Consider the following 15363-nt stretch of genomic DNA (forward strand, 5'->3'; position numbering starts at 1 on the left):
CCCAGAACCCGCACGCCTCGCTATCGTCGGATGTTGAGGGTGGCGAAACATGAGTTCTCTGACGCGGCACATCGAACATGTACTAAAAACCGCGACCCATCCGGGCGCGGCCGCGCGCTCGCGCCTGGCAGCTTCATGGCGCCGGTCGCTCAACCATCACGGGCTTGATCCGGGACAGCGCCGGGACGTGCAGCGCATCTGCGCCCGCTCCCTTGCCGAGCGGATGGAACAGGCCGATTGCATGCGCCGCATCGCGCTGCCCAAGATCGATGCCCTGTTTCAGCTGGTTGGCGGATCTGGTTGTGGTGTTCTGCTCACCGATTGCGATGGGGTTGTGCTCGACCTGCGCGCAAGCGATGGCGATACCGACACTTTCAACGCATGGGGTCTGGCGCCGGGCGCGGATTGGTCCGAGGCCTCCGAAGGCACGAACGGGATCGGCACATGCATTGCTGAGGCGCGACAGGTGATCATCCACCGCGAAGAACATTTCCACGCTCGCAACACCGCCATGAGCTGCATGGACGCGCCGATTTTTGGGGCTGATGGACGCCTGATTGGTGCGTTGGATGTCTCCTCGGCGCGGGCGGATCAGACCGCGTCTTTCAACCAGCTGATTGCCGCCAGTGTCGCTCAGACGGCACGTCAGATCGAAGCCGATGTGTTTCGTGCCGCTTTTCCGGAAGCGCGTATCATCACCGCAGAAGCGGGCAGTGCGGAGGCGGCTGTACTCTTGGCGGTGGACGGAGATGACATTGTGCGAGGCGCCACACGGGCCGCACGAAAGGTCTTCAATCTGTCCCAAACCGGCCCCATAAGTCCTCGTCCTGCGTCAGATCTGCTTGGGTCCGAAGACGATTCGAATGGGTTCGACGGGGCGCAACGGGCAGCGGTGAACCGCGCCCTCTCTCGCACCAACGGAAATGTATCAGAGGCGGCACGCCTGCTTGGCATTGGCCGGGCCACGCTCTATCGCCGGATGAAACGTCTCGGCATGCGTGGCGAATGAAATCTACTCACTCCTCCCCAAACCTGTCTCAGAGCTGAGACAGATGCGCCGGCACTCCGCACTTGGGGAGATGACGCGAAGCCAGAGCTTCGTCAGCCTTCCTTAGAACGCCCGGTGGAGGACCGGGCGCCAAGAGGAGGACTATTCATGAATGAAATGACGCAGGTTGCGGGCGAATATACGTCGCCCTTCAAGGCGCGCTATGACAATTTCATTGGCGGTAAATTCGTCGCCCCGGTCAAAGGGCAGTATTTCGACAACATTACCCCGATCACTGGCGCCAAGGTCTGTGAGGTCGCCCGCTCCAGCGCCGAGGACGTGGAGCTTGCGCTCGATGCCGCTCACGCGGCCAAGGACAGTTGGGGCAAGACCTCTCCAGCGGAACGCGCGAATACCTTGTTGAAAATCGCGGACCGCATAGAGGAAAACCTCGAACTGATCGCCACGGCGGAAACATGGGACAATGGCAAACCGATCCGGGAGACCATGGCAGCCGATATCCCCCTGTCTGTCGATCACTTTCGCTATTTCGCGGGTGTTCTGCGTGCCCAAGAGGGCAGCATGTCCGAAATCGATCACGACACGGTCGCCTACCACTTCCACGAGCCGTTGGGCGTAGTGGGGCAGATCATCCCGTGGAACTTCTCGGTTCTGATGGCCGCCTGGAAGCTGGCCCCCGCGCTGGCGGCCGGCAATTGCATCGTACTAAAGCCCGCCGAGCAGACCCCGGCGGCGATCCTTGTGCTGATCGAAGTGATCGCGGATCTTTTGCCTGCGGGAGTTCTGAACATCGTGAATGGCATGGGGCCAGAGGTGGGCCGCCCGCTTGCCGAGTCCGATCGGATCGCCAAGATCGCCTTTACCGGCTCGACCGAGACCGGGCGGATCATCATGAAGGCAGCGACCAAGAACCTGATCCCGGTCACGCTCGAACTTGGGGGAAAATCGCCAAATATCTTCTTTTCGGATGTGATGGCGCAGGATGACGCGTTTCTCGACAAGGCGGTCGAGGGCTTTGTTCTATTTGCCTTCAACCAAGGCGAGGTCTGCACCTGCCCCTCGCGAGCGCTGATTCAGGAAGACATCTACGAAGAATTCATCGAACGCTGCATCGCGCGCGTCAAAGCGATCAAGCAAGGCGATCCGCGCGACATTGAAACCATGGTCGGGGCGCAGGCGAGCCAGGAACAACAGGACAAAATCATGTCCTACCTGACCATCGGCGTCGAAGAAGGCGCTGAGGTGCTTGTCGGTGGCGATGCCGCCCGGTTCAACGGGGACATTGCCAACGGGTTCTATGTTCAGCCGACCATCCTAAAGGGCCACAACAAGATGCGCGTGTTCCAAGAGGAAATCTTTGGCCCTGTCGTGTCGGTGACCACCTTCAAAGACGAAGAAGAGGCCCTCGCAATTGCAAATGACACCATGTATGGCCTCGGCGCCGGCGTCTGGACCCGTGACGGAACCCGCGCGTATCGCTTTGGGCGCAATATCGAGGCAGGCCGCGTCTGGGTGAACAACTACCACGCATATCCGGCGCACGCGGCCTTTGGCGGGTATAAACAATCCGGGATTGGGCGCGAAACCCACAAGATGATGCTCGACCATTATCAGCAGACCAAGAACATGCTGGTGAGCTACAACCCCAACAAACTCGGGTTCTTCTGATCTGAGACAAAGCTGTCCAGCCGCGCGTTCCGCGGCTGGCCTTTTGGTCAGGTTTTCGCACGCTAGGCGGGGGCGAGCTGGCCCTGATAGTGCACCAGCAGATCTCCAGTAAGCGGCGTCAGAAGCTTCACATCGAAACAGAAGCGTCCATCCCGCTCATGCTCTCGCGCAATCGACACGGGCAAGAGCCAACGGGGCAACGGCAGAGGGCCCAATCGAGCCGAGCGGACAGGGAAATGCAGCGCGCCCTCTGAAACCCTAAGCCCGAGAAGAAACGTGAACGGCCCAAACCGCTCCGTCATTCCCGCAGGTGTTCTGGTCAGAACGGAATGAAACAGCCGCCCCCCAAACCGGCGGTGCCAATGCTCACTGTCGCCGCTGACTGTTTTTACCACCTCAACATCGATATGCGCCGCCTGGGCCGGAAATCCAAACACCCAACCAAGAAAACGACTCCAGAGGCTGCGACCCCGACGCACACTCGCCTGCCCCTGCCAGCGGCTCAGGTCCGAGGTCTGATGAGTTGCGCGCACGACTTCGGGCAGGTCGTCAAATGACGGGCCCAAAACCCGCGGAAAGATGGCTTGCACAGGCTCCGAGACCACTTCGGTCGTGACTGAGAGATCGCCCATTGCGCCCTCCGCCTCAGCGAGCGAAATCACCTCCAGCGCGGGTTGCGCCCCAACCGGAAACTCACCGCGACGCAGCAAAGCGCGTATCGCAATCGCGGGAACATAAGGCCCATCTCCCCCCTCGGCGAGCATACGCCAAAAACGCCGCTCGCCATTGGTGATAACCATGACAGACATGCCGCCGCGCCCGCTCCCGAACGGGGCCAGCAGATCGGCTCCGAGTTTAAAGATCCCTAAAACAAAACCGTTGATAGGCACGGGAACCCATCTGCGCAGATACGCAAATGCGGCCAAGCCATAGCGCATGACCGCAAGTTCGAGCCCGGCCCGGAACGCCACACTGTCCGCCCCAAAGTGATCGGGAAAGAGCCTTTGATCCGGCACCTCGATCTGCCACGCTTGGCGTTGCAAGCCTTGCGGCCAATCATAGCTCTTTGGCTGCGACCAACCCGACACAGTCTCCCATGCACCGCCGCGCCAGACCGGCATGGGACGACCGGCCTGCATCAAAATAGAGCGCATGACCGCAAGGCCACGTGGGCTGCGATTGCCCGGCAAAATCGCGCTTTCGATGACCTCTGGTCGCGCACCCGCAGACAATGCTCTGACAGCCGCACTAGAAAGTGCGGGCACTGTCGATAGACCTGAAATCGCCGCGCGTCCGGCCGCACGCGCCTCTGCGTCCAAACTGCGAATGCCCGCGCAAAAAGCCGCGTTGTCAGATAGATCGAGATAGTGTTGCCCTGCCTTCAACGCGGCACGGGCCAGTCGGTAGGGGTCGTTGCCTTCGGTGGAACACGGCCCCGCAGCATCTACCACCACATCAAAGCCTGCAACGCCCGTCAGGTCGCCCTGCCGATCAAGGCGCAGCGCAGCGCATCCCAGCTTGGAGGCCAGCCGCTGCGCGCGCCTAAAATTGCGCGCCGCAAGGGTCAGATCATGTCCGTCTCGAACTAAAAGCTCTGCCAGGCGCGCACCAAAAACGCCTGTGCCACCGACTATCAAAACCCTCACTCAATCAACCTCTTGCGAAACTCCGGGTCAGGCAAGACACAGATGTCACCCTTGCCAAAGAGCATGTAGCGGTTGCGCGCCAAACGTCGATATAGCCAATTGCGTACGGGGCGCGGAAAGAGGCGAAGCACGACGACCAGATGTCCCCAACCACCAAAACTGCGACCAGCATGGATCATGCCCTCAAAATCCATATAGGCCTGCCCCGCATCGAGATAGAGCCAGCTGGTCGGATCTTCTGCACGTAACCCATAATGTTTCAAAAGGGCCCGACCCAAGGGAGACTGTACAGGACAGATACGCACGCGCCCACTTCGATCGAGACGGTGAATCATGCGGGCACCCCAGCTACAGAGCGCACACTCCCCATCCATCACGGCAATCGGCGTGTTGTCGCTAAATACCGGCACGTTGGAGTCGTTGCGATAGCTATACGGAGGTCTCATAACACCCAAAGCATCGCAACCATGCCCAGAGAAGGCAACCGCCGTTGCAAGCGCAATCCCGCGACGGATTGCCCTCTAACCCGGGTCGCGACGCTACTGCGCTGCGATTTCGTCTTGATCTCCGGTGCGACCACCCGGGCGATAATTCAGGATCGGCATCAGCCAGCGCTCTGCCTCATCTTGAGAGAGCCCTTTGCGCTTGGCGTAGTCGGCGACCTGATCCTGTTCCACCTTGGCGACGCCGAAATAATAGGCCTCCGGATGACCGATATAGATGCCGGAAACCGAGGATCCGGGCCACATCGCCATGCTTTCGGTCAAGGTCACACCCGTGGCCACTTCTGCATCGAGGAGTTCGAAGAGGGTGAGCTTTTCGGTATGATCGGGCTGCGCCGGGTAGCCTGGGGCGGGACGAATGCCACGATAGGGCTCTCCGATCAGCTCCTCAGGGGCAAAAGCCTCTGTCGGAGCATAGCCCCAATAGTCCCGGCGCACCCGCTCATGCAGCATCTCGGCCATGGCCTCGGCGTAGCGATCCGCAAGCGCCTTCACCATGATCGCGCTATAATCATCGCCGACATTTTCAAAGCGTTCGGCGATCTCGACCTCTTCTGGGCCTGTGGTCACGACAAACCCTCCAACCCAGTCAGCCACGCCTTCGGGAGCAACGAAATCCGCCAATGCGAGATTTGGGCTGCTCTTGCGCTTGGAGGTCTGCTGGCGCAGCGTGAAGAACGTGGCCAGCTCCTCTTCCCGTGTGTCATCCATGAAGAGGCGAATATCATCGCCTTTACGATTTGCAGGCCAAAACCCCACTACTGCGCGCGGTTTGAACCACTGTTCCGTGATGATCCGGTCGAGCATCGCCTGCGCATCCTTGAACAACGCGCGCGCAGCCTCGCCGTATTTTTCATGCTCCAGAATCCGGGGGTAAACGCCTTTCAACTCCCATGTCTGAAAGAAGGGCGTCCAGTCTATATACTGCGCGATCTCCGCGAGATCCCAGTCGTCGACCACTCGGGCGCCAGTGAATTCGGGCGCTTTGACCTGATAGCCGCTCCAGTCGATCTGCATCGCATTTTCCCGCGCCGACGTCAGTGGCAAACGGGTTTTGGCGCGCTCGGCACGTTCGTGGCGCTCGGCAACTTCTTTATATTCCCTCTGGATATCAGCGACATAGCTGTCCCGCTGGGTGTCGCTCAGAAGTGAAGAGACCACCCCGACAGCACGGCTTGCATCGGTGACATAGATCGCCTGGTTGCGCTCATATTGAGGGGCGATTTTCACCGCCGTATGCACCTTGGAGGTGGTCGCCCCCCCGATCAGCAGCGGAATGTCAAAGCCCTCACGCTCCAGTTCAGAGGCAAGATGCACCATCTCGTCGAGCGAGGGCGTAATGAGACCAGAAAGGCCAATCACATCGACATTATGCACCCGCGCTTCCTCGAGGATCTTTTGTGGCGGCACCATCACCCCAAGATCGATGATCTCGAAGTTGTTACAGGCCAAAACCACACCAACGATATTCTTGCCGATGTCGTGTACGTCACCTTTGACCGTTGCCATCAGGACAGTGCCCGCGGTGTCCTTGCCACCACCACCGTTTTGACGTTTTTCTTCTTCCATATACGGAAGAAGTACGGCCACGGCCTGTTTCATGACGCGGGCGGATTTGACCACTTGCGGCAGAAACATCTTACCCGCCCCAAAGAGATCGCCCACCACGTTCATCCCGTCCATAAGCGGGCCTTCGATTACATGAAGAGGGCGCTCAGCCGCTTGGCGTGCCTCTTCAGTGTCTTCCTCGACGAATTCCGTGATCCCGTTGACCAGAGCATGTTCAAGCCGCTTTTCGACCGGCCATTGGCGCCATGTCAGGTCACGTTTCTTCTCTTCCCGTGTGCCACCCTTAAAGCGCTCTGCAATATCCAGAAGGTTCTCGGTCGCGGAGCCGCCGGCTTTGGGGGTGCGGTTCAGAACAACATCTTCGCAGGCCTCCCGCAGTTCCGGGTCGATCTGATCATAGACCGCCAGTTGGCCTGCGTTGACGATCCCCATATCCATGCCAACCTTGATGGCGTGATAAAGGAACACCGCATGCATCGCTTCGCGTACTGGCTCGTTCCCGCGGAAACTGAACGACAGGTTCGACACCCCGCCCGAGACATGACAGTGCGGCAGATTTTCCCTGATCCACCGCGTCGCCTCGATAAAATCGACGCCATAATTGTCATGTTCCTCAATCCCGGTTGCCACCGCAAACACATTGGGATCAAAGATGATGTCTTCGGGTGGGAAACCCACCTGCTCGGTGAGGATCTTGTAGGCGCGCGCGCAGATCTCGATCTTGCGCTCGAAACTGTCAGCCTGCCCCTGCTCGTCAAAGGCCATCACCACCACGGCCGCGCCATACGCAAGGCAGAGGCTTGCCTGATGCAGGAAACTCTCCTCGCCTTCCTTGAGCGAGATGGAGTTCACAATCGGTTTGCCCTGCACACATTGCAGACCCGCTTCGATCACCTCCCATTTCGAGCTGTCGATCATGATCGGCACCCGCGCGATGTCGGGTTCAGCGGCCACGAGGTTCAGAAAGTCGATCATCGCCTGCTTGGAGTCGATAAGACCCTCATCCATGTTGATGTCGATAATCTGGGCGCCGTTTTCGACCTGGTCGCGGGCAACGTCCAGTGCGGTGGCATAGTCGCGATTGGTGATCAGCTTCCGAAACCTGGCAGATCCGGTGACATTGGTCCGCTCCCCTACGTTCACAAAGGGAATGTCCTTGGTAAGCACAAAGGGCTCGAGGCCGGAGAGACGCAGCAGTGGTTCAGACATTTGCAGCCTCCCGGATGCGACGTGGAGCGTAGGGTGCGACTTGTTCCGCAATAGCGCGGATGTGCTCCGGCGTAGTGCCGCAACAGCCGCCAACCACGTTTACCAGCCCCTCCTTGGCAAAGATCTCTACCTTTGCGGCAGTGTCTTCTGGCTCTTCGTCGTATTGACCAAAGGCATTTGGCAGTCCCGCGTTTGGATAGGCACAGACCAGGGTATCGGCGACACCGGCCAACTCCGTCAGATGCGGGCGCATGGCATCCGCTCCAAGGGCACAGTTAAGCCCAACGGTAAAGGGACGCGCATGGCGAACGGAGTGCCAGAACGCCGTCGGGGTCTGCCCCGAGAGCGTGCGACCGGAAGCATCTGTGATGGTTCCGGAAATCATGATCGGCAAGCGCTCACCATGTTCTGCAAAGGCCTCAAAACAGGCGAATACCGCCGCCTTGGCGTTGAGCGTGTCAAAGATTGTCTCAATCAGGATCAGATCCGCGCCACCGGCGATCAAACCTCGAATCTGCTGACCATAGGCCACCCGCAAATCATCAAAGGTGACCGCCCGGTAGCCCGGATCATTCACATCAGGACTGATCGACGCCGTCCGGTTGGTGGGCCCGACCGCGCCGGCCACCCAGCGTTGTTTGCCATCTTCGGCCGTTGCACGATCCATCGCGCGGCGCGCCACCCGCGCGCCCTCGGCATTGAGATCATGCACCGCATCCTCAAGTGCGTAATCGGCCTGCGCGATCGTGGTCGAGGAAAACGTATTGGTTTCGACAATGTCGGCCCCAGCCATCGCAAAGTCATAGTGGATCTGCTCAACCGCCTCGGGTTGGGTCAATATCAAGAGATCATTGTTACCCTGCTGCGGATGGTTGGAGTGAAACGCACAGGAATGTCCCCCGTGGCCGCGAAAGGCTTCTTCGTCGAGGCCCAGCTTTTGTATCTGTGTCCCCATCGCTCCATCGAGGATCAAGATACGCTCTTGGGCTGTTTTGCTTAGGGCTTCAAAGGCTTTTGATTTGGGAAGGTTAAAGTTTTGCATCTATCCGCTCGCAGAGTTTCGGATACTCATAAAGACCAAGTAAGCTGCTAGCAAATTCATCTTTTGGCTAATGATTATGAGCTTGACTCACATTAAGGCCAATAGACGCGAGAAATGCGACATGCAGGCTTCCTCAGAAAGTGGCAGCTGCGACAGAAAAAGGGGCCGCGAAACCGCGACCCCTCTTTGACGTTATTCTCTTCGGAAATCGCGCAACCGCGACGCCCTCCGAGCAAACCCGCATCACCCAAGTCGATCAATGCACATCTCAGTGCGTCAGGCACGTTTTGAAACCTGCAGAAATCTCGGACAGCAGATCTGTATAGAACGACGGCCCAGTTGCGATTTCGGTCCCCAGCGGGTCGATCACAACGGCCTTAATGTCGAGCCCATCAGCGACGGTGCCTACAAGACCTGCATTGAATTGCGGCTCAGAGAACACACAGGAGACCTCTTGACCAGCAACCGCATCGCGCATTTCTGCGATCCGCGCGACGCTCGGGTCGGAAGCATCTCCAAGAGCAATTGCACCAAGAGCACGAAGCCCGAAGCTTTGCTCAAAGTACTGATATGCATCGTGGAATACCACGAACTGCCCATGGGCTTCGCCGAGATCTGCCTTTGTGGCAGCAACAATTGCGTCGATTTCGGCTTGGCCCGCACGCGCGTTGTTCTGATAGGTGTCCGCATTCGCCGGATCGATCTCAGAGAGCTCATCGGCAATCAAGGCCAGCCACTGCTTGCCGTTTTCAGGTGCCAGCCAGGCATGCGGATCAACCCCGTCGTGCGCGTGATCGTCATGACCATGGTCATCGTGAGCGGTCTCATGCGAGTCGTGATCGTGGGCGTCATGCGCATCCTCATCGTGACCATGCGCGTCTTGATCATTTGCATGGTCGTCATGGTCGTGTGCACCGTGATCATCATGGCCCTTGTGGTCATCATGATCGTGCTCTTCGTGCCCGTGACCGTCGTGAGCATTTTCCTCATGACCATGTTCGTCATGAGCATGATCTTCATGGGCGTCGTGACCATGGTCATCGTGGTCAGCCCCACCAAAAACCACCCCTTCGCGGAACTCAAGCCGCATCGTCTGCGGGGCCTCGAGCAGGGACACCACATGCGCATCCCCTGCGAGCTCATTGAGCGAGCCGAGCAGCCAAGGCGACAATTCATCACCGATCCAGAACACCGCATCCGCAGACGACAACGCGCGGGCATCCGATGGCTTCAGGCTATGCCCATGCGGAGACGCTCCGGGCGGAACCAGAACGTCTGGCGCGCCAACGCCATCCATGACCCGAGCGACCAGACCTTGCACGGGTGCAATGTCGGTCACGACACGCGGGGTCTCTGCAAAGGCAGGTGCAACGGATAGGCTGAGAAAAAGCGCGGGCAATACTGTTCTGGGCACGACGGGCCTCCAGCTAGTGTTATATCATAACGTTGTTGCGGCTTGATAAACCGCATGTTGTAACATATCAATCCCAAATTCACGCCTGAAGGAGGCCCCATGGACAGTGTCGGCTTTACCTCCCACGACCATACCCGCTGTATCTCGGGTGGGCTGGAGTCCATTGAAACCTTCTGCAAAGACAACCGCTTGCAGCTCACACCTGTGCGCAGACGCGTGTTGGAGATTCTCCTCCAGCAGCATCGCGCCCTCGGCGCCTATGAAATTCTGGACTACTTGCGCGACGAAGGACTCGGCTCCCAGCCGCCCGTTGCCTATCGCGCGCTTGATTTCCTCGTGAAGCACGGATTCGTGCATAAGATTGAGCGCCTGAATGCCTTTATCGCCTGTGTCCACCCCGGCGAGACCCATACGCCTGTTTTCATGATCTGCAGATCCTGCGACAGCGTCGCCGAAGCGCAGCGCGAACCGATGCAGGGGCAGCTTGGAGATGCGGCACGCGCCGCAGGGTTTACCATCGAGCGCGCCGTGGTAGAGGCAGAGGGCCTTTGCCCCAAATGCCAGGAATAGCCGATATGCGCCTTGTCTCGCTCCGGAACGCGACCATCCGCCACAGTGGAACGCCGGCACTGGAAAACGTCGATTTTCACATTGACCGGGGCGAGATCGTCACGATCCTTGGGCCGAACGGATCCGGCAAATCAACGCTTTTGCGCTCCATCATTGGCGCCCTCCCCCTCAGTTCCGGGACGGTCGAACGCGCACAGGATCTGCGGATCGGTTATGTGCCACAAAAGCTCCACATCGACCCCACACTCCCGCTCACGGTTGAGCGGTTCTTGAGCCTTCCGGTTCGCATCAGCAAGACCGAGACGGAGAATGCCCTGGCCGAGGCGGGGGTCCCGGGCTTGCGCAAACGGCAGATGACCGGGCTGTCGGGCGGGCAGATGCAGCGGGTGCTGCTGGCACGCGCATTGTTATCAAAACCGGACCTTCTGATCCTGGACGAAGCAACGCAGGGTCTCGACCAACCTGGATCCGCAGCCTTCTATCAGAAGATTGCCTCTGTGCGCAGCCAGATCGGCTGCGCGGTGTTGATGGTGAGCCATGAGCTTCATGTGGTAATGGCGGCCTCGGATCGGGTGATCTGCCTCAATGGGCACGTCTGTTGCGAAGGCGCACCTGCCCAGGTGGCCAGCGCACCGGAATATCAGGCCTTGTTTGGCAGCGGCACGCATGGGGCACTGGCCCTTTATCGGCACGAGCATGATCACATCCATGATTGCGATCATGACCATGCAAAAGACGAGCATGAGCACGCATGATCTTTCTGGACGACTTCATAATTCGCGCAGCGCTTGCCGGGATCGGAGTGGCCTTTGCCGCCGCCCCTCTTGGCTGTTTTGTCGTGTGGCGCCGAATGGCCTATTTTGGCGATGCCACCGCACATGCATCGATCCTCGGTGTTGCCCTGGCGCTGACATTTGATGTGTCTATTTTCAGTGGCGTGCTTGTGACCGCGCTGCTGATGGCCAGCACCATTTCAACGCTAAGTGGGCGTGGATACGCGATGGATACGCTGCTGGGAGTGATGGCCCACAGCGCTCTGGCACTAGGGTTGGTTGCTGTATCCTTCTTGCAAGGTGTGCGCGTCGACCTCATGGCCTATCTTTTTGGCGATATCCTGGCCGTATCCCGCGGGGACCTGGCCGTGATCTGGTCGGGTGCCGCCATGGTGCTCGGACTCATGTGGTGGCGCTGGTCCTCGCTGTTGATCGCGACCCTGAACCCCGAACTTGCGCAGGCCTCTGGCGTCAACCCGAGGCGCGAGCAACTTGTGCTCACGCTTGCGCTTGCCCTTGTCGTGGCCGTCGCGATCAAGGTGGTCGGTGTCTTGTTGATTGCGGCGATGTTGCTGATACCAGCCGCAACAGCCCGGGCCTTTTCCTCCACGCCGGAGCGGATGGCGGTTTTGGCGATCTGCATCGGCTGCGCCTCTGTAGTGGGAGGCATCTACGTTTCTTTTGGCGCGGACACACCTACAGGCCCCACCATCGTCAGCACCGGAACCGCGCTCTTTGCCGCCGCCAGCATTCTGGCCCTGATTGGAAGGAGCTTGCGCCGCCAGGGATGAGCGGCGCAGCATTCTTCGGGGCTGCGCGTTCTAGGCTTCGAGCTTGTTCTGAGGCTCCGCCGAGTCGCGATCCTCGGTCCATTGGTGAAGCGCGTCCAGAAGCGCCTGCTTTCGGATCGGCTTACTGAGAAAGTCATCCATGCCAACCTCAAGACAGGCTTCTTCGTGGCTCTGCAAGGCATTCGCCGTCAGCGCAATGATCGGCACCCGGCGCACGCCGGTTTCGTTTTCGATCTTGCGAATGGCCTTTGTTGCGTCGAGCCCGTCCATAACCGGCATCATCATGTCCATGAGGATGACATCGGGGCGCTCTCTTAGATACATCTCAATGGCTTCCTGACCGTTGGACGCAATGATGATGTCCACGCTTTCACTCTTGAGCATGCGCGTAACGACGACCTGATTGGTGCGATTGTCTTCTGCCATCAGCACCTTGATACGCTGCATAGTCTTCGCATCTTCAGAACCCGAAGGCGCGCGCTCTTCCACTGCGAAACCTGCACCGAGCGCCTGACTGATCACGCCGCGCAGGTCATCTGCCCGCACGGGCTTCAACACCTGATGACACACCTCGATGTCTGCCAGCATCGATTGCGACAGAGCCGGGTCGACGGAGGAAATCACGATGATCGGCACCCTCGCGGTATTGGGCAGCCCCCGGATGCGCAGCGCCAATTCGTACCCATCGCAATCGGGCATGTTATAGTCGAGAAAGATGAGGTCGCAGGTATCCGTCGCATCCCGCATTTCATCCAGATGCAGCATGGCCTCCATCGCGGAGGCCGCCTCGGTGACCCGCAAACCCCAAGAGCGCAACCGCTCCCCGAGAATCCGACGATTGAGTTCGAGATCGTCCACGATCAATGCATGAAGTCCCGAGACGGGCTGCTCAGGCAGAAACGCGACGGGCGCGCGGTCGCTGGTTGGCAGTGAAATGTCGATGGTAAAGACAGACCCTTTGCCTTCGCTGGAGGTCACATGGATGCGCCCCTTCATCATCTGAAGAAGCCGCGTCGAGATCGCCAGCCCCAGCCCGGTCCCCTCAAAATTCCGCGTCGCTGCGCCATCGACCTGCTCAAAGGCATGGAAGATCCGGTCCAGTTTTTCGGCAGGGATACCGATGCCCGTATCAACAACAGAAATGCGCAGATCCATCAGCTGTCCGCGTGCGACGCCGGTCACATCGATGTGTACCGAACCACGCGATGTGAACTTGACTGCATTGCCAACAACATTGGTCACGATCTGGCGGATACGCCCTGCGTCACCGTCGTAAAACTCTGCTAGATCAGGGTCATAGCGCAGGGTCAGCTGAACCCATTTTTCCGCAGCCTTGGGCGCCAGCAGCATGATGACATCCTCGATCACCGTCCGCAGATTGAAGGTGGCCTGTGTCAGTTCGAGCTTGCCCGCTTCGATTTTTGAAAAGCTGAGAATATCGTTGATGATGCTCAGCAGCGCATTGCCGGACTTTACGATTGTCTCGGTATAGAGCTCCTGATCCGGTGTCAGTTCGGTCTCGCGCAGCACTTCTGCCATTCCGATCACACCGTTCATCGGAGTGCGGATTTCATGACTCATATTGGCGAGAAATTCAGATTTCGCGCGGCTGGCGATCTCGGCCTGCTCACGGGCGTGTTCCAGGGCTTTTTCCCGCTCGTCGCGTTCGGCAAAACTGTCTTCCAACACGCCGACCGAAACATTCAATGCCTGAAACTCCCGGCTTGAATACCAAGGAAGCGAGAAATGGCCGGTCTTGGCGCCCGCGACCGCATTGGACATGCGTGCGTGCACGATCTGCAAGGGGTTCAACGCCAATCGATACACGAGATACAGCATCAAGAGCGACATCGCGATCACCGCCAACACGGTCCAGGTGATGGTTTGGCGCACCTTGTCGAGCACGATTTCGCGACCCTCGGCCGTCGACCATTGCACGACCATGGTGCCAAAGACAAAACCCTCGAACTCGACGGGGCGTCGATACATCACATAGCCCTCAGCCTCATCGGCTGCGCTATTGGAGGCCTCCGCGATGACCTCCCCCTCGCTATTCTCGATATTGATCGACAGGATTTTGGGGTAGCGTGTGATCGCCTCGACCAGACCGGTTTCCAGAACCGGGACATCCTCGACAATGATCGCTTCAAGCATGAGCCCGCTCAGCAGCGAAACTGTCAGATTGGCCTGTTCACTCAGCTGTTCGCTGACACGCTCCACCTCGTAGCGCCGGGCCACACCGCCGACCGCAACAACGACCAAAAGCGCCGCGAGCGACATCGACACGACGATCTGAGATAGAATCCCTTTGCTTTGTAAGAGTTTGCGCAGTGGCGCTTTCAAAACCCTTGGCTCCGTATCATTGCGCGCCTCACAAAATCATAGTCCTCATCGCTGCCCGCGAGAAAACCGTTCTTGGCGACTCGTTTCATCATCTCTTCATTCTGCGAAGACAACATCACAGACTTCATCGCTTCCAGTACCCGTTCGTCGAGCCCTGCGCGTGCAAGCCAGGGCTTTGTGACGTTGTCAAAAGACGCCAGAGCGCGGATGGGTACACCTTTGGCAACGAGTTCTTTAAAGGTGCTCTCTTTCAAGGCACCCGCACTGAATTTTCCGGCTCCAACCGCCTCACCCACAAGATCGTGGCGCCCCAAATATTCATAGCCATGCAGCTGATCAGCCGTGATCCCCGCATCCAACAGATACGACTGCGAGAGATACCGTCCGATCGTCGACAACTCATCACCAAAGGCAAACGACAGCCCGGCCAGATCTTCGACACGTTCGATGCCGCTGTCCTTGTGAACGGCGATCACCCCTCTAAAGCGCTTGCTGCCTTTCTTGGACTCCATGGCAATGATCGATATGCCCGGGTTGCGATCCGTTGCATGCACATAGGAGGCTGGTCCAAACCGTGCAAAGTCGACTCGCCCGGTCGCCAGATCGTCGATGCTGGTCTCGTAGTCTTTTGAAATTTTCAAACCGATCGTGACATCTTCTTCGAGAAGAATTTCCATCTGGTTTTCAAGGAAAGTCAAAAACGGACGATATTTGCGCACCGTCGCAGACGGCTTGTCTGCAGCATAAGTGCCAAAAACCAGCTCAATCTCTGCACGAGCGGGATGCGCTGCAACGAGCAGTAGCATGCATGCAACCAGCGCGGTGG

The 15363-nt window shown here is 58.6% G+C and carries 12 protein-coding genes; 5 read left to right on the forward strand and 7 right to left on the reverse strand.

What is annotated here, in order from left to right:
* The first annotated feature begins 49 nt into the window (after window positions 1-49).
* The gene (locus tag ACZ1HH_RS15605; protein WP_472635272.1) at window positions 50-1009 is read left to right on the forward strand and encodes a helix-turn-helix domain-containing protein; all 960 of its coding nucleotides are present in this window, start codon (window positions 50-52) and stop codon (window positions 1007-1009) included.
* 147 nt (window positions 1010-1156) lie between these two features.
* Window positions 1157-2677, forward strand: a complete 1521-nt coding sequence (gene adh / locus ACZ1HH_RS15610) for an aldehyde dehydrogenase (RefSeq protein ID WP_472635273.1) — start codon at window positions 1157-1159, stop codon at window positions 2675-2677.
* Between the two features lie 62 nt (window positions 2678-2739).
* Here adh and ACZ1HH_RS15615 read toward each other — a convergent pair whose 3' ends face one another.
* The 5 genes from ACZ1HH_RS15615 to ACZ1HH_RS15635 form a co-directional block, all read right to left on the reverse strand.
* On the reverse strand, window positions 2740-4323 hold the full coding sequence (locus ACZ1HH_RS15615; RefSeq protein ID WP_487320503.1) for a saccharopine dehydrogenase family protein: 1584 nt from the start codon (window positions 4321-4323) through the stop codon (window positions 2740-2742).
* Window positions 4320-4769 (reverse strand): thiol-disulfide oxidoreductase DCC family protein, encoded by a 450-nt coding sequence (locus tag ACZ1HH_RS15620; RefSeq protein ID WP_472635276.1) that lies wholly within the window; start codon window positions 4767-4769, stop codon window positions 4320-4322. Before ACZ1HH_RS15620 ends, ACZ1HH_RS15615 begins: the two co-directional genes overlap by 4 nt.
* 93 nt (window positions 4770-4862) lie before the next feature.
* On the reverse strand, window positions 4863-7604 hold the full coding sequence (gene metH, locus ACZ1HH_RS15625) for a methionine synthase (protein WP_472635277.1): 2742 nt from the start codon (window positions 7602-7604) through the stop codon (window positions 4863-4865).
* Window positions 7597-8646, reverse strand: coding sequence for a homocysteine S-methyltransferase family protein (locus tag ACZ1HH_RS15630; protein WP_011537223.1), 1050 nt, complete (start codon window positions 8644-8646; stop codon window positions 7597-7599). Before ACZ1HH_RS15630 ends, metH begins: the two co-directional genes overlap by 8 nt.
* 268 nt (window positions 8647-8914) lie before the next feature.
* Window positions 8915-10060: a zinc ABC transporter substrate-binding protein gene (locus ACZ1HH_RS15635; protein WP_472635278.1), complete on the reverse strand. Its 1146-nt coding sequence runs from the start codon at window positions 10058-10060 to the stop codon at window positions 8915-8917.
* A 99-nt stretch (window positions 10061-10159) separates the two neighbouring features.
* On the opposite strand from ACZ1HH_RS15635, the gene ACZ1HH_RS15640 reads away from it, so the two are divergent.
* From ACZ1HH_RS15640 to ACZ1HH_RS15650, 3 genes are read left to right on the forward strand one after another with little or no spacing between them, the layout of a single operon-like run.
* Complete coding sequence (locus ACZ1HH_RS15640; RefSeq protein WP_011537221.1) at window positions 10160-10630, forward strand: transcriptional repressor; 471 nt, start codon at window positions 10160-10162, stop codon at window positions 10628-10630.
* 5 nt (window positions 10631-10635) lie between these two features.
* Window positions 10636-11385 carry a metal ABC transporter ATP-binding protein gene (locus tag ACZ1HH_RS15645; RefSeq protein WP_472635279.1) on the forward strand — a complete coding sequence of 250 codons (750 nt, stop codon included), beginning with the start codon at window positions 10636-10638 and terminating at the stop codon, window positions 11383-11385.
* Window positions 11382-12194, forward strand: a complete 813-nt coding sequence (locus ACZ1HH_RS15650; RefSeq protein WP_168610838.1) for a metal ABC transporter permease — start codon at window positions 11382-11384, stop codon at window positions 12192-12194. The genes ACZ1HH_RS15645 and ACZ1HH_RS15650 overlap by 4 nt, the downstream gene beginning before the upstream one ends.
* A gap of 30 nt (window positions 12195-12224) precedes the next feature.
* Here ACZ1HH_RS15650 and ACZ1HH_RS15655 read toward each other — a convergent pair whose 3' ends face one another.
* Window positions 12225-14537 carry a response regulator gene (locus ACZ1HH_RS15655; RefSeq protein ID WP_472635281.1) on the reverse strand — a complete coding sequence of 771 codons (2313 nt, stop codon included), beginning with the start codon at window positions 14535-14537 and terminating at the stop codon, window positions 12225-12227.
* Window positions 14534-15343, reverse strand: a complete 810-nt coding sequence (locus ACZ1HH_RS15660) for a PhnD/SsuA/transferrin family substrate-binding protein (RefSeq protein WP_472635282.1) — start codon at window positions 15341-15343, stop codon at window positions 14534-14536. Before ACZ1HH_RS15660 ends, ACZ1HH_RS15655 begins: the two co-directional genes overlap by 4 nt.
* Window positions 15344-15363 lie beyond the last annotated feature (20 nt).

This window comes from Epibacterium sp. HA2-3 (assembly GCF_055693725.2).

Bases quoted from the DNA above. Each gene is read 5' to 3' on its own strand.
- ACZ1HH_RS15605 (WP_472635272.1), top strand. From the start codon at position 50: ATGAGTTCTCTGACGCGGCACATCGAACATGTACTAAAAACCGCGACC.
- adh (WP_472635273.1), top strand. From the start codon at position 1,157: ATGAATGAAATGACGCAGGTTGCGGGCGAATATACGTCGCCCTTCAAG.
- ACZ1HH_RS15620 (WP_472635276.1), bottom strand. From the start codon at position 4,769: ATGAGACCTCCGTATAGCTATCGCAACGACTCCAACGTGCCGGTATTT.
- metH (WP_472635277.1), bottom strand. From the start codon at position 7,604: ATGTCTGAACCACTGCTGCGTCTCTCCGGCCTCGAGCCCTTTGTGCTT.
- ACZ1HH_RS15630 (WP_011537223.1), bottom strand. From the start codon at position 8,646: ATGCAAAACTTTAACCTTCCCAAATCAAAAGCCTTTGAAGCCCTAAGC.
- ACZ1HH_RS15640 (WP_011537221.1), top strand. From the start codon at position 10,160: ATGGACAGTGTCGGCTTTACCTCCCACGACCATACCCGCTGTATCTCG.
- ACZ1HH_RS15645 (WP_472635279.1), top strand. From the start codon at position 10,636: ATGCGCCTTGTCTCGCTCCGGAACGCGACCATCCGCCACAGTGGAACG.
- ACZ1HH_RS15650 (WP_168610838.1), top strand. From the start codon at position 11,382: ATGATCTTTCTGGACGACTTCATAATTCGCGCAGCGCTTGCCGGGATC.
- ACZ1HH_RS15660 (WP_472635282.1), bottom strand. From the start codon at position 15,343: ATGCTACTGCTCGTTGCAGCGCATCCCGCTCGTGCAGAGATTGAGCTG.